The sequence below is a fragment of the Denitrificimonas caeni genome (genome assembly GCF_027498055.1).
Taxonomy (GTDB): Bacteria; Pseudomonadota; Gammaproteobacteria; order Pseudomonadales; family Pseudomonadaceae; genus Denitrificimonas.
Genome location: NZ_CP114976.1, coordinates 303,880 through 318,559, shown reverse-complemented (window position 1 = coordinate 318,559; position 14,680 = coordinate 303,880). Strand labels below are relative to the sequence as shown.

Here is a 14,680-nt window from a genome sequence, read left to right as displayed (position 1 = left end):
GCACGGTATTGACAGTGCCCTTGTTCACACGCGAGCGCTATTGCGCTGCGAAAGTATAGTGGGCAACAATCCCTAAGAAAATACAGAAACCGGCCCAGTGGTTATGCAGGAAAGCCCGAAGAGAGGACTGTGCGTCACGCTGGCGAGTATGGATAAACTCCCAAATAAAGCAGGCGGCTGCAGCCAGTAGTCCCAGCTGAAAATACCCACCTAAGGCAAAATTATTACCCGCTAATAGTAAGCAGAATAATGCACTGCCTTGCAGGGTTATGATAATAAAGCGATCAGCGTCACCAAATAAAACAGCCGTGGATTTAACCCCGATCTTTAAATCATCTTCACGGTCACTCATGGCGTAGTAAGTATCATAGGCAATGGTCCACAGCAGGTTAGCAATATAAATCAGCCAAACGGCTGCGGGCACTGAGCCTTGCTGAGCACTAAAAGCCAGTAAAATACTGCATGAGTACGCTGCACCTAGCGCCACCTGTGGGTAATAGGTATAGCGTTTAGTAAATGGATAAAGAGCAGCCAGGCCCACTGCTAGAAACGACCAGTAAACTGTTTGCGTATTAGTGAGCAGCACCAAAACAAAACTTGCACCTACCAATAGGGCAAAAGTTATGAGCGCCTCTTTTGCACTGACTCGACCGGTGACAATGGGGCGGTCTTTAGTGCGCCAAATGTCAGCATCAATACCGCGGTCGGCAAAGTCGTTAATAGCACAGCCAGCGGAGCGCATAAAAATTACGCCAAGGACAAAAATAATTGTATTTTTAATGCTGGGTGCGCCATCGCCTGCAATCCATAGTGCCCACAAAGTTGGCCACAACAAAAGGTAAATACCAATGGGGCGATCCAAACGCATTAACTGAATAAAATCCCAAGCTCTGGGGTGCAGGCGATTACAGGATTTCAGCAGTTTGATATACATATAAGACTCCGCGAAATGGGTAAAGCTGAATGCAGCCAAAGACGTAAGTGTTACAGGTTGAGCCCGCTATCCTGCCAAAGTTTGGGCAGAAAAACCTCTGCCACCAGTACGCCTAATGCGTTTTTTGTGAAGCAGGAGCGCCGCGCCCATAAAAAACTATGGTTGAGCGCTTGTTGTTGGGCAATTTCAGGTAGTTGCTGGCAAGGTATTTGACTGATTTCTAAAGCCCCACGCTGAAAAGCTTGCTGGCTAAATAATAGTTCGCCAAGGGAGCGGCGGCCCAGTTGGCTGAGATCAAAACCAACCGCTTGCAGCTGTGCTTGCCCGGCCACGCTACGAGCAAATACCCAAGGCTGCTGGCCATCACATAAAAACACTTCGCGCACCCAGCCTAGGCTATGTTGAGCAATGGCTAAAGCTTGGCACTCAGCATCGCTGAGTGGTTGCCAGCCTTCTTTTAGTACCTGCACATTAAACACCCCTTGGCACTGTTGCGTTAAGCGTTGGGTTAACGAGCCTTGATCAAAAAGCCAAGTATTTAAAATGGCAGAAGATGTGGGAGTGGTGCGCCATAGGGCGCTGTTAGGGCAGGGTTGGTTGCTGGACACAAGAACTACTTACTAGTGAAAATGAAAGCTCAGTTTAGCACGCATTAATTGCGGTTTTTACTGCCGTGGTTTTTATTCAGAGCGGGCAAGCTGTCAATGTAAACGACAGTAGCGGCCAGCAGACTGTGGCAGAGGCGGGTACAGCTAAAGTAGCTAAGAGTTTCTCCGCGCAAGTCAGCAGCAGACGCTTTACGCACCCGTCTTTAGACATTAGTATGATGCCCGCTTTGCTGAAGTGGTAAGCTGCAGATTAATAACAACAGTGGCTTGTTAGGTTTAGCAAAGGTCGCGCAACCGCTATTAATCAGTGTTTCGGTATGGACAAAATCCTCTTCTGATGCTGTTTAGCGAGAGCTTTGTCGATAAAGCTCATAAAATTAATCATCTCATTGTGACACGCGGCTGTTTAAGCTGACCCAGCTCACGTTGTGCGCAATACACTAATTGGAACTCTAAATGAAATTTCGTTTTTTACTATGGATGCTCGGCCGGATGATGAACAAGGCCAGTAAAAACAACCCAGCTTTTCAGCAGCAGCTGCAAGATAAAGATTTAACTTTTATGCTGCATACCTTGGATGGCAAGGTGGCGCGTCATTTTGTGATTAAAAATAATCGCCTAGAAAGTCGTTCAGGTGTTGCACAGGAGCCAACTTTCTCCATTGGCTTTAAAGATGCGGCCTTTGGTTTTGCCACCATGAATGCAAAGAATAAGCAGTTGGCTTTTATGCAGGGTATCCAAGATAAAAATATTCAGATCCAAGGCAACACTGCCATGGTGATGTGGTTCCAAGGTTTAATGAAATACTTAATGCCGAAGAAAAGTAAAGCAAAAGCCAACTAGCTGTCGATAGATAAGGTGCGCTTAGCGTTTGCGCACCTTATGGGTTTATTGCTGCTCGTGAAAACGGTATTGCAGGGCTTCAGCTAAGTGTTCACGGGAAATCATGCTACTGGCCGCCAGATCTGCCAAGGTCCGTGCGACTTTTAAGACTCGATGAGTGGCCCGTAGCGATAAGTTTAAACGCTCGCTGGCTTGCTCGAGCCAGGTACGGTCCTCCTCTGTAAGAGTGCAGTGCTGACGTAAGGCATTTAAATCCAATTGCGCGTTACTGCAACCTTGCCGTTGCAGTTGGCGCTGCCGTGCAGCACAGACTTGACTAACTGCTTGTGCAGAGCTGAGTCCCGGTGTTTTTGGTTTACGCAATGAGGTGGTTTCACGGGCCACGCTAATATGTAAGTCAATGCGGTCCAGCAGCGGCCCCGAGAGCTTGTTGCGATAGCGCTGCACTTGCTCTTGGGTACAGCGACAGCGCCCATTGGGGTCGGCAAAGTACCCACAGGGACAAGGGTTCATCGCTGCCACCAGCTGAAAACGAGCTGGAAAGCGCACTTTGCTGTGGGCTCGGGCAATCACTATATAGCCGGACTCGAGTGGCTCACGCAAAACTTCCAAGACCTTACGGTCAAACTCCGGAAGCTCATCTAAAAATAAAATACCTTGGTGAGCTAAGCTGATTTCTCCTGGTTGTGGGCGGCTGCCACCGCCGACTAAGGCTGGACTGGAAGCACTGTGGTGCGGTTGGCGAAAAGGCCGCTGCGGTAAGTTGCGCAGTGGTTCAAGGTTGATCATTGACTGCACAGCTGCCACTTCTAGTGCCTCATGCTCCGTGAGCGGCGGCAGTAGGCCAGGTAAGCGGCTGGCCAAAAGAGTTTTGCCGGTGCCCGGTGGCCCACTGAGAAGCAAATTATGCATGCCGGCCGCGGCGACCACCAAAGCACGCTTGGCTGCATCTTGGCCTTGCACCTCGAGTAAGTCGGGGTAGCTTGGTGGTTGTGCTAATAAACCCTGCGACTGATAGGGTTTTAAAGTGTTTTGCTGGTTGAAATGGGCAACAAGCTCCAGTAAATGATCTATGGCATAGACTTTTAAGCCGCTGGCTAAGCAGGCTTCTTCGGCATTGGCTAAAGCTACTACCAATGCGCGTCCGGCATCGCGGGCGGCTAAGGCAGCGGGGAGCACGCCACGCACTGGACGCACATGGCCTGAGAGAGCCAGCTCACCCAAACATTCAAAGTCATCCAGACAACCACCGGGTAGCTGTGCGCTGGCGGCTAGTAAGCCTAGGGCAATGGCTAAATCAAAGCGCCCGCCTTCTTTGGGGAGATCCGCTGGTGCTAAATTAAGGGTGATGCGTTTGCGTGGAAACTCTAGGGCGCTGTTTAAAATAGCGCTACGCACACGGTCTTTACTTTCACGTACAGCTGTTTCTGGTAAGCCAACAATGGTTAGCGACGGTAAGCCGTTAGTCAGGTGAATTTCTACGCTAACGGCCGGTGCTTCAACACCAATTTGGGCGCGGCTGTGCATAATGGCGAGTGACATAGATCCTCCTTGATCTTATGTAAAACCTATTTGAGTTAGGTAAGTTGCTTAATCACTGCTTACAGGGTCATTGCTGCTGAGTTGTTCTTCCAGTGCTGCTACTTTGCTTTCGAGTGCTTCTAGACGGGCCCGAGTGCGTGCGAGCACAACCATTTGGCTGTCAAACTCTTCACGGCTGACTAAATCGAGCTTGCTGAAAGAACTTTGCAGTAGTGCTTTTAATTGCGCTTCAATTTCCGCTTTTGGTAATGGGTTTTCACTGCCAAGTAAGCGTCCCGCTTGGGTGCTAATGCTGTCAAATAAGGCCTTTGGCGGTAACATAAATACATTCCTTAACAATGATGTGATTCAGTTTAGCACGTCAGCTTAAATATGAATGTTTATGAAAGCCAAGAGAAACTGCATAATCTTGCGTATAATTTCTAGTAGTAGCAAAAAAGCGTATTGTCTTTGTATACTTGCTCGCATGCTATAAGTAGTTGTGGTGTGACTGGCTGTGTGGCTGCAGAGGTGTATTTGCCCAGCTTTTATGCACAACTGTTAAGCTTCAGCATGTTAGAAATTGACTTGAATAATAAGTCATTTAATCTCGGAGAAACTGTATGAAATTAGTTACCGCCATTATCAAACCTTTCAAGCTCGACGATGTGCGTGAAGCATTATCAGAAATTGGCGTACAAGGTATTACAGTCACTGAAGTGAAAGGCTTCGGCCGTCAGAAAGGTCACACAGAGTTATACCGTGGTGCGGAGTATGTGGTTGATTTCTTACCTAAGGTGAAAATCGAAGTGGCCATTGCCGCAGCGCAGTTAGACCGCGTCATTGAATCCATCAGTAAAGCAGCCAATACCGGTAAAATCGGTGATGGTAAGATTTTTGTGGTTAGCCTAGAGCAGGCTGTACGTATTCGTACTGGTGAAACTGGCTCAGATGCTATTTAACATCAGCAACAGTATTGTTCTGCCTGAGCTGTAATACTAAGCCAGACAGCGCGCTTGCATACAATTAAGGCGCAGCTCTTCGCGGGGTTGCGCCTTAGTGCTTTTTATGACTTATTATACGCAGCGCGCTGCCAAACCAAGCGGTTTCGGAAAATAATAAAAAAGTATGCAAATAGCGTAGTTATTTTCTTTTTATCGCACTAGAATGCGCGCCCAATGCATAACAGGTAATGGTCCGTTGTCAGCTGTGGCTGTGCTACGCGTACTTGCTTACCAGCCAGCTTTGCTGGTTATTATGCGCTCTCAATTTAGGTGCTGAAGGTGTTTGGCGCCAGAAATATAACTATCTTGCTGAAGGCAGGCTTGAGGTTGACTATGTACGATGAAGAATTAGAAACAGAAGAGTTAGATGCAAACGATGATGCTGATCTTGATGCGGATGATATCAGTCTAGATGACGTGGATGATGTCGAGGATGTAGAAGATATCGCTGACGACAGCGTTGATGATGGTTCGGATGTGGCTGAACCCATCGCCCGCAGCAAAAGCAAAGCAGCAAGCAGCGTTGAGGATTTGCCGTCGTTGGAAGCCAAGCAAAAGGATCGCGATGCTCTAGCTAAAGCTATGGAAGAGTTTTTGGCCCGTGGTGGCAAGGTGCAAGAAGTAGAGAACAAAATTGACGTTTAAGTCAGCAGCGAATTATTAGTGCAACGACCCAGCGGTTTATCTCACCGGCTGGGTCGTTGCAGTGACCATTTCAGCTTGTACGCTAGTCTTTTAGTGCTTTGTAACGCTCGGCCAGCTCATGGCGTATGGCGCGACGCTCCTGGGCGTTGGCAAAGCGCCTGATCTCATCTTCAGTGCTTGGCACCAATGGTGGGACTTCCACGGTCTTACCATTCTCGTCAATCGCAACCATAGTGAAAAAGCAGCTATTGGTGTGTCTCACCAGTTTTTCGCGGATGTTTTCTGTAACGACTTTAATACCCACTTCCATTGACGTGCGGCCGGTGTAGTTAACTGAGGCGAGGAAGGTTACCAGCTCGCCCACATGGATGGGTTGACGGAAGGCCACTTGGTCAACAGACAAAGTCACCACGTAGCTGCCCGCATAGCGACTCGCACAGGCGTAAGCCACTTCATCAAGGTACTTAAGTAAGGTACCACCATGCACATTACCCGAAAAGTTAGCGTTATCCGGGGTCATTAAAACGGTCATGGTGAGGGTTGGAGATCCTGGTTGCATAGTGCTCTCTTATTTGTTTAGTGCATCTGGCGTGCGCACTTTTAAAAAAGCAATTATACCTTAATCTGAAGCAGATTAGCTTTCCAGCCAAACATCACGGGCCCAGTGCCAAACGCTTTCCCACGTTTCTTCAAGCATTTCTTGGGTGTCAGCATTCCAGGCAAACACTTCCCCTTCTTCGTCTACGGCGTAATACAGTGGCTGCGCATGGCAAAGGGGAACCAGGTAGCGTGGCAAGCCAAGATCCCAAGCTGTGGCTGTAACCTCAGGCAGGAAGGTGTGTGAATGGGGATCACTGGCGGTAACTGGCTCTAAATGGCCGTAAACCACATCGCTGACTGTGAGTAAAAAATCGCGCAAAGCATAAGGTAGATGAATCAGGATTTGCTCTTGAATCTCTACTAGAGTCTCTTCGTCGGGCAATTCCAGCGGCACCGGCACTGGCTCATTGCGTTCGCGTAGTTCATCAATGACTTCTTCCACGGTTGGTATGCTCTATAGATAACGAATGAATGCCTGCAGGCTGGCGTATGCGCCTGCAGGAGGGGGTTACTGATTAAGCGTTTTGACGAATACCAGCGATTAGCCAAGGTTGGTTCTCACCCTCTTTGCGCTCCATGCGCCAGCTTTCACTGAATGCTTCACCCTGATCAAAGCGCGAAGTTTTCGCCACGCCGTGGAAAGTTAGGGTGGCAATAGTCAGCTCGCCTTCTTGATCGACACCATCCAACTGCACGCTGAGGTCGTCAATATAAGTGGATTGCATGCCATCACCGAGGCTGTTGCGCTCGTTGCTTAGGAAGGTCAGCATTTCTGGGGTAACAAACTCAGCAATGAGCTCCATTTCATTGGCATCCCAGTGTTGCTGTAGAGCATTGAAATGACTTTCCGCCGCTTGCAGAAAACTGCTTTCATTAAACCAAGCTGGAGCATTGATAACGGCTGGTGCTGGTGCCGCAGAAGCTGTGCTGCCAAAAATGTTCTGCGCTGGCTGGTGGGCTTCACGTTGCATGGCTGGGCCACCGGCTGTGGCTGCTTGCGGCATTTGCCGGCGGCGACTGGCAATCAGCTTAAAGATGACGAAAGCAATGAGGCCAAAAATCAGCATGTCCATCATTTTTAGGCCTTCAAAACCTTCACCCATAAACATTGAGGCCAATAAACCACCGGCAGCCATGCCCATTAGCATACCGCCAAAGCCGCCCATAGCTGGTTTGGCGCCTGCGTTTGGCGCTTGTTTGTTAGGCTGGGGAGCAGGTTTTTGCTGTTGCTGCGCTTGGCGATGTTTCATGCCGCCACCAAAGGACTTACCACCACCAAAGCGGCGAGCATCAGCATCAATGCTAAAGCTTAAGCCTAAGAATAGAGCGAAGGCGATTGTGAGAAAACGTTGCATAAAATATCTCTTTTATTGTCAGGTTAGTTTAGCTAAGCGGCGTTATGAGTGTCATAGCACCGCGGTAAAGTGAACACTGTGATGCCAATACGTTGCTGGCTTATATTACCGATAAAATAAAGCTCTAGCTTGATTTTAACCGCGGCCAGCGAGCAGCTTATGGCATGCCTGTTAAGTACTATAGTGGCTCAAGCTTAGCGTAAGCGACCATTAGCCATTTGATCCCCTCATTGGCGAAGTTGACTTGCACGCGCGCTTGGGCACCAGAGCCTTCAAAGTTTAAAATGACGCCCTCTCCGAAGACTGCGTGCTGCACCAATTGGCCCAAATTAAAGCCTGTTTCTGGAACTTCCGCACCACTAAACATAGGGCTCGATTGCACTTGGTGCGAGCTTTGGTAGGGGCGGCTAACACTGTTGTTCATCCGCACTTCCTGCAGCAAATCAGCAGGGATCTCGCGAACAAAACGCGAAACCTTGTTATAGGTTTCAGTGCCATATAGGCGGCGGGTTTCAGCACAAGTGATATACAGCTGCTGCATGGCCCGAGTAATGCCCACATAGGCTAAACGGCGCTCTTCTTCTAAGCGGCCCGGCTCTTCAAGGCTCATCTTGTGAGGAAATAAGCCTTCTTCCATACCGGCGATAAAGACAATAGGAAACTCCAGGCCTTTGGCGCTATGCAAGGTCATCAGTTGCACGGCTTCAGTAAACTCATCGGCTTGGGTGTCGCCCGCTTCCAGTACCGCATGATCTAAAAACGCCACCAGTGGCGGTAAATCATCGTCAATCTCGCCGTCTGTGGCACTGAGATCGCCGTCTTTGGTAAAGGTGCGGGCGGCACTGACCAGCTCTTCGAGGTTTTCCACTCGCGCTTGGCCTTTTTCACCTTTCTCTTCTTGGTGATAGGTGAGCAAGCCCGATTGCTCAATGGTAATTTGCGTCATGGCATGCAAATCACAATCTTGGGTGCGCACAGCCAGCTCTTCAATCAGCTCAATAAAACCCTTGAGAGCGTTACTGGCGCGGCCGGTTAAGGTTTTTTGCTCAATCAGCAAGTGCATCGCTGCCCACAGGGAAAGATCATGTTCCCGCGCTGCATGGCGTACAGTTTCAATGGTTTTTTCACCAATACCGCGGGTGGGCACATTAATCACTCGCTCAATGGCGCCGTCATCATGGCGGCTGCGCAGCAAACGCAAATAGGCCAGGGCGTTTTTAATTTCGAGGCGTTCAAAGAAGCGTTGCCCGCCGTAAATCCGGTACGGTACTGCGGCGCGTAATAAGGCTTCTTCCAGCACCCGAGACTGGGCGTTGGAGCGGTATAAAATGGCAATATCACTGCGCTTGAGCTCGCCTTTGCGCAGCGCTTGCTCAATACATTCAACGATATAACGGGCTTCATCGTGCTCGTTATAAGCGCTATACAAGCGGATTGGTTCACCTTCTGCGCCGTCGGTCCACAGTTCTTTACCTAAGCGGCCTTGGTTATTGTCGATTAAGGCGTTGGCAGCTTTAAGAATGGTGGCGGTGGAGCGGTAATTTTGCTCCAAACGAATGCTTTGCGTGTTAACAAAGTCGTTAGAGAACTCCTGGATGTTCTCAATTTTGGCGCCGCGCCAGCCATAAATGGATTGGTCATCATCGCCCACTACCATCAGGCTTTTGCCGCCTTGGGCGAGCAGGCGTAACCAAGCATATTGCACGGCGTTAGTGTCTTGAAACTCGTCTACCAACACATGCTTAAAGCGCTGTTGGTAATGCTGCAATAAGCTTGGGTTGTCGCGCCAGAGATCCAAGGCACGCAGCAATAGCTCAGCAAAATCAATGGCCCCAGCGCGAGCGCAGGCTTCTTCGTAGGCCGTATAAATTTGCAGCATGGTGGCTAAAAACAAATCGCCACCGGCTTGAATATGCTGCGGGCGCAGGCCTTCGTCTTTTTGGCCATTAATAAACCACTGCGCTTGACGCACTGGCCAGCGTTTTTCGTCTAGATTGAGTTCGCGCATTACCCGCTTTAATAAGCGCTGTTGGTCATCGCCATCGAGAATGCTAAAACCTTCAGCTAAACCTGCTTCTTGCCAGTGAGCACGCAGTAAGCGGTGGGCTAAACCGTGGAAAGTGCCCACCCACATGCCCGCTGGGTTCATGCCCAGCAGCTCTTCAATACGCAGGCGCATTTCGGCAGCGGCTTTATTGGTAAAAGTCACCGATAAAATACTGTGCGGGGAAGCCCCTTCAACTTGAATCAGCCAAGCAATACGGTGGACTAACACCCGTGTTTTGCCTGAACCAGCGCCGGCTAAAACCCGCTGTTGACCAATGGGCGCAGCCACAGCTTCACGCTGGGCTTCGTTGAGGGCGTTTAATAAGTGTGAGATATCATCATGCATCAGCGTATTCTAGTTGGCGCGCTGAGTAAGGGCAAACACAATACTGGTTATAAATGCACTGGTCCTAAGTCGCAGAGGGCAGGTTTATCAGTTCTGCTTTATGTATTATACATCTAGGGCTTGTGGTTAGAGGGGCAATGCCTTTAATGTTAGCCGCCCATAAGCAGTTGGCTCAGGGTTGTTTTAGCTGGTTTGATGACTCAACTGGCATCATCGCGGATTAAGTGCAGATTATTGTGCGAGATAATAATAAAAAATGTTAATGGGTAAAAAAAAGCAGCTCAGTAGCCTGTCGCCATCGGTTTGGTGGCAGCTGGATGCCGATAGCGTGCAAGTGATTTATCGCAATTCATATGCGCCTTCTTTGCTAACCGTCTTGTGTTCGATGGCGTGCGTTTGGCTGCTACAGGACAGTGCTAACTTTGCGTTAGCTTTAGTCTGGCTCTTGGTCACCGCTAGTTTAACTGCAGCGCGTTTGTTGGCCGCTACTTTTTTTGAGCGGGCTACAGCGCAGCAGCAGATCTTACCTATTTGGCGTTATCTGCTCTTGGCTGGCGCTTGTGCTTGCGGCGCAGTGCTATCGTCGTTTGCTATTTTATTTATTCCTGGGGAAGAGTTTACCTTGCAGTTATTGCTGCTAGGTTTGTTATCGTTGGTGGCTGCTTCAACCAGCATCGCTTATGCGGTGAGTTTCTTGCTGTTTGTTTGGTACGTCTTATTTGGTTTTTTACCCATTGCTTGGGTTTACTTAAGCGGTGACACTGAAGTGTTGCAGAGCTTGGGTATGTTAGTGCTCATGTGCTTGCTAGCTATTACTGCAGCAGTGCTCCAAGTGAACCGTCTGATCTTGCAAACAACTCAGCAACGCTTGAAAAACCAAGAGCTGATTTGCACCTTGCAGGCCGCGCAATATAAAACTGAGGCTTTAAATCTTGAGCTCACGCAGGAGATTGCGGGCAAGCAAATTGCCGAACAGCAGCTGCTTACTGTGCAGGCTGGGCTTGAGCACAGTGTGCAGGAGCGGACCACGGAGCTTAAAGAAGCTTTGCTGGCTTTAGAGAAAATCCAAGAACGATTAGAACTGGCTTTAGATGCCAGTCAGTTAGCGCTTTGGGATTGGAACTTAGCAACAGATGAAATTCATCACACTCGAGTTAAAAGTATTTTTGGCTTGGAGCATGAGCAGGTGCGTGGCGTCTTAAGTGACTTGCGGCCCTTATTGCACCCCGATGATTTACCGGTCTTGCGCACCGCTATGCTTGAGCATATGAAGCAGAAAACCGAAAGTTATATTGTTGAATACCGAGTAAAACACAGCGCTGGTCACTGGGTCTGGATTGAGGACCGTGGCCGTGCAGTTGAGCGCGATGCCACGGGTTATGTCCTGCGTATGCTGGGCACACGCCGTGATATCAGTGCCCAAAAGCAACATGACGAAGAGCTGTGGTTAGCCTCAAAAGTGTTTGATGCCGGCACTGAAAGTATCGTGGTGATGGATTCGCAGTTCATTATCTTGGCGATTAATAAAGCTTACAGTGCCGTGACCGGCTATAGCCGCGAAGATGTTGTGGGCTACGCCGGCTTAGTCAATCAGCACAATGCTGAGTTACGCGAGCAATACCAATTGATTCGTGCCGCTATAAAAGAACATGGCTCTTGGCAAGGCGAGGCCTTGGGGGTGCGCAAGAGCGGGGAAATTTACCCGCAATGGTTGCAAGCGCATATGGTGCGTGATGACGATGGCAAGGCAACGCATATTGTAGGGTTTTTCACTGACCTAACTGAACGGCGCCAGACTGAAGAGCGTTTAAGCTATTTGACGCAGTATGATGAATTAACCGAGTTATCCAATCGCACCCTATTCCAACAACGCTTGCAACAAGCAGTAGAACACGCGCGTAAACATGATGGCTGCATGGCCTTAATGCATATTGATTTAGATCGTTTTAAAGTTCTGAATGATAGCTTGGGTGTTGAAATTGCCGACCAAGTGCTACGGGCAATTAGTTTGCGCTTAACTGAGCAGTTGCCCGCTGCTGATACTGTGGCACGCCTCGGTGGTAATGAGTTCGCAGTGATTTTAGATGACAGTGTATCTATTACGAGCTTGAAAAAACTGGCCGCGGCTATCTTGGCCAATATCCGAGAACCCATTACTGTGGCGGGCAATGAGCTGATCATTAGTGCCTCTTTGGGTATCAGTGTGTTACCGGATAATGCTAGAACACCGGCAGCACTGATTAGTCAGGCCAATATGGCCATGCAGCAAGCGAAGCATTTGGGTGGGGATACTTTCCAGTTTTATAATAACCAACTGCAAGCCAGCACCTTAGAGCGCTTGCAGCTTGAGCAACAATTGCGACGAGCTATTGAGGAAGGGCAGTTACAAGCCTACTACCAGCCTAAGCTGACGCTGTCTGATGGTGTAGTGCGTTCGGCAGAAGCGCTGGTGCGCTGGAATCATCCGCAGCGCGGCTTGGTATCGCCAGGTGAATTTATTCCATTAGCAGAAGAAACCGGCCTTATTGGTGTGATCAGTGAGATGATGCTGCAACAGGCCTGTGAGCAGGCGTTACTGTGGCTACAGCAAGGTATGCCCATTCGCGTTTCAGTGAACTTATCTGTTAGCCATGTGCGCCAAGGTAACTTGGTTACTTTAGTGCAGGATGTGCTGAAGAAAACCGGTTTACCGGCTTATTTGTTGGAGCTTGAGCTGACTGAAAGCCAGATGCTAGAGAACGCCGAAAGCATTATCGCTACCTTTAAACAGTTGCGAGAGTTGGGTGTGCACCTGGCTATCGATGATTTTGGTACAGGTTACTCATCGCTGAGTTATTTAAAGCGTTTTCCCGCCAATAGCGTGAAAATTGATCAGAGCTTTATTCGCGATGTGGCTGAAAACCATGAGGATGCGGCCATTACTCGCGCCATTATTGCGATGGCACATGGCTTAAACTTATTAGTGGTTGCTGAAGGGGTAGAGACTCAAGCGCAAATGGATTTCTTACACGCCAATTTATGTGATGAAGTGCAAGGCTATCTCATTTGCCGTCCGGTTGCCGCTGAGCAGTTTACCGAGTTCTTGCTGGCTCACACCGCCGCTGCAACTGAGTCTTAATTGATCTGTACAAGTAAGACTCAGTGTTTTCCGGGGGCTTGATTATGCGCCGCGGGTGTTGCCGCTGGTGAGGTTACGCATCAGTAGTGCATGCTCTAGATTGACGTTCTCAGGTATCGGAATATACAGCACATGGCCGTCACCGGGCGCATCAGAGCGGCCTTTACCTTTTTGATCTTCAATGTGCTTGAGGTCAAAGGTCATATTGCCCTGTGGCGTCATAAGCTCAATGGAATCGTCTAACGCAAAACGGTTTTTGACGATTACTTCGGCTAAATCACCGCGACGCTCACCGGTCATTTCACCAACAAACTGCTGACGATCAGAGATGGAGTAGCCGTACTCGTAGTTTTGGTATTCATCGTGCACGTGGCGACGCAGGAAACCTTCGGTATAACCACGGTGCGCCAGAGACTCCAAGGTGTCCATCAACGACTTATCAAAAGGACGACCAGCCACCGCATCATCAATGGCTTTACGGTAGACTTGAGCAGTGCGCGCGACATAGTAATGGGACTTGGTGCGACCTTCGATTTTCAATGAGTGTAAACCCATCTGCACCATGCGCTCGACGTGTTGTACGGCACGTAAATCTTTCGAGTTCATAATATAAGTGCCGTGCTCATCTTCAGAGACGGACATATACTCACCCGGACGTCCGGCTTCTTCTAAGAGGAAGACTTCATCGGTTGGTGCACCAACCCCGAGGATCGGCTCAACGGCTTGCATCAGCGCTGGATCGACCTGTTGCACCGCAGCAATCGGCTCGTACTTATGCACGATATCGCCCAGTTCATTTTCTTTGCCTTCGTGGGTTTTGTATTCCCAGCGGCAGGCGTTGGTGCAGGTCCCTTGGTTCGGGTCGCGCTTATTGATGTAGCCCGACAGCAAGCAACGACCGGAGTAGGCCATGCATAACGCACCATGCACAAATACTTCCAGTTCCATTTCTGGTACTTCATGGCGAATTTGTTCAATTTCATCCAATGACAGTTCGCGGGATAAGATGGCACGGGTTAAGCCTTGGTTATGCCAAAACTTTACGCTGGCATAGTTGACTGCGTTGGCTTGCACTGACAGGTGAATGTTCATCTGCGGGAAATGCTCACGCACCATCATGATTAGACCGGGATCCGACATAATCAGCGCATCAGGGCCCATAGCCACCACAGGCTCTAAGTCTTTGAGAAAGGTTTTTAGTTTGGCGTTGTGCGGTGAGATGTTCACCACCACATAAAACTGTTTGCCTTGGGCGTGTGCTTCTTTAATACCCAGCGCTAGGTTGGCGTGGTTAAACTCGTTATTACGCACGCGTAAGCTATAGCGCGGCTGTCCGGCATAGACCGCATCAGCGCCATAGGCAAAAGCATAACGCATGTTTTTTAAGGTGCCAGCGGGTGACAGCAGCTCAGGACGAAAGGGGGTCGACATAGTAAAACTCAAGAAAATAAAAATACTGAGCTATTCTAACAGCCATTAACTGAGCAGCGTAGTACCCTGGGCAATTAATAACCAAGTAAATGTGTCGGACTTTGCGCGCGGTCTTGATTGACCCCAAATTACACCTGCTGGAGCTATCCGTAGGTGGTTCATTTATGGGCGACAGGGGTTTGTCGTGAAGTTGGGTTGTGTGCTGCTGGTTGGCTGTGTTGTTCTTAAG

At 49.3% G+C, this 14,680-nt stretch carries 13 protein-coding genes; 4 read left to right on the top strand and 9 right to left on the bottom strand.

Annotated elements, in window-relative coordinates:
• Positions 1–37: 37 nt before the first annotated feature.
• Together ubiA and O6P33_RS01570 are read right to left on the bottom strand one after the other, a co-directional pair.
• Positions 38–934, bottom strand: coding sequence for a 4-hydroxybenzoate octaprenyltransferase (gene ubiA, locus O6P33_RS01575; protein WP_269818505.1), 897 nt, complete (start codon positions 932–934; stop codon positions 38–40).
• Between the two features lie 50 nt (positions 935–984).
• Entirely contained in the window at positions 985–1,542 is a 558-nt protein-coding gene (locus O6P33_RS01570) for a chorismate--pyruvate lyase family protein (RefSeq protein ID WP_269818504.1), read from the bottom strand.
• 456 nt (positions 1,543–1,998) lie between these two features.
• On the opposite strand from O6P33_RS01570, the gene O6P33_RS01565 reads away from it, so the two are divergent.
• Positions 1,999–2,385 carry an SCP2 sterol-binding domain-containing protein gene (locus tag O6P33_RS01565; protein ID WP_269818503.1) on the top strand — a complete coding sequence of 129 codons (387 nt, stop codon included), beginning with the start codon at positions 1,999–2,001 and terminating at the stop codon, positions 2,383–2,385.
• 45 nt (positions 2,386–2,430) lie between these two features.
• On the opposite strand, the gene O6P33_RS01560 is transcribed toward O6P33_RS01565, so the two are convergent.
• The gene (locus O6P33_RS01560) at positions 2,431–3,927 is read right to left on the bottom strand and encodes a YifB family Mg chelatase-like AAA ATPase (RefSeq protein WP_269818502.1); all 1,497 of its coding nucleotides are present in this window, start codon (positions 3,925–3,927) and stop codon (positions 2,431–2,433) included.
• Between the two features lie 48 nt (positions 3,928–3,975).
• Positions 3,976–4,248, bottom strand: coding sequence for an accessory factor UbiK family protein (locus O6P33_RS01555; RefSeq protein ID WP_269818501.1), 273 nt, complete (start codon positions 4,246–4,248; stop codon positions 3,976–3,978).
• Positions 4,249–4,529: 281 nt separating this feature from the next.
• Here O6P33_RS01555 and glnK point away from each other — a divergent pair, with 281 nt between their 5' ends.
• Together glnK and O6P33_RS01545 are read left to right on the top strand one after the other, a co-directional pair.
• On the top strand, positions 4,530–4,868 hold the full coding sequence (glnK, locus tag O6P33_RS01550; protein WP_269818499.1) for a P-II family nitrogen regulator: 339 nt from the start codon (positions 4,530–4,532) through the stop codon (positions 4,866–4,868).
• A 375-nt stretch (positions 4,869–5,243) separates the two neighbouring features.
• Complete coding sequence (locus tag O6P33_RS01545) at positions 5,244–5,555, top strand: hypothetical protein (RefSeq protein WP_269818498.1); 312 nt, start codon at positions 5,244–5,246, stop codon at positions 5,553–5,555.
• An 82-nt stretch (positions 5,556–5,637) separates the two neighbouring features.
• Here the strand turns inward: O6P33_RS01545 and O6P33_RS01540 are convergent, their stop codons facing one another.
• The 4 genes from O6P33_RS01540 to uvrD all read right to left on the bottom strand — a co-directional run bounded on the left by O6P33_RS01540 (position 5,638) and on the right by uvrD (position 9,902).
• Positions 5,638–6,114, bottom strand: coding sequence for an acyl-CoA thioesterase (locus tag O6P33_RS01540; protein ID WP_269818497.1), 477 nt, complete (start codon positions 6,112–6,114; stop codon positions 5,638–5,640).
• 75 nt (positions 6,115–6,189) lie between these two features.
• The gene (locus O6P33_RS01535; protein WP_269818496.1) at positions 6,190–6,597 is read right to left on the bottom strand and encodes an SMI1/KNR4 family protein; all 408 of its coding nucleotides are present in this window, start codon (positions 6,595–6,597) and stop codon (positions 6,190–6,192) included.
• 73 nt (positions 6,598–6,670) lie between these two features.
• A complete protein-coding gene (locus tag O6P33_RS01530) occupies positions 6,671–7,510 on the bottom strand; it encodes a Tim44 domain-containing protein (RefSeq protein WP_269818495.1) in 840 nt (279 codons plus the stop codon).
• 178 nt (positions 7,511–7,688) lie between these two features.
• Positions 7,689–9,902: a DNA helicase II gene (gene uvrD / locus O6P33_RS01525; RefSeq protein WP_269818494.1), complete on the bottom strand. Its 2,214-nt coding sequence runs from the start codon at positions 9,900–9,902 to the stop codon at positions 7,689–7,691.
• A gap of 262 nt (positions 9,903–10,164) precedes the next feature.
• Here uvrD and O6P33_RS01520 point away from each other — a divergent pair, with 262 nt between their 5' ends.
• Entirely contained in the window at positions 10,165–13,020 is a 2,856-nt protein-coding gene (locus tag O6P33_RS01520; RefSeq protein WP_269818493.1) for a putative bifunctional diguanylate cyclase/phosphodiesterase, read from the top strand.
• 42 nt (positions 13,021–13,062) lie between these two features.
• Here the strand turns inward: O6P33_RS01520 and yegQ are convergent, their stop codons facing one another.
• Complete coding sequence (gene yegQ / locus O6P33_RS01515) at positions 13,063–14,451, bottom strand: tRNA 5-hydroxyuridine modification protein YegQ (RefSeq protein ID WP_269818492.1); 1,389 nt, start codon at positions 14,449–14,451, stop codon at positions 13,063–13,065.
• Positions 14,452–14,680: the final 229 nt, after the last annotated feature.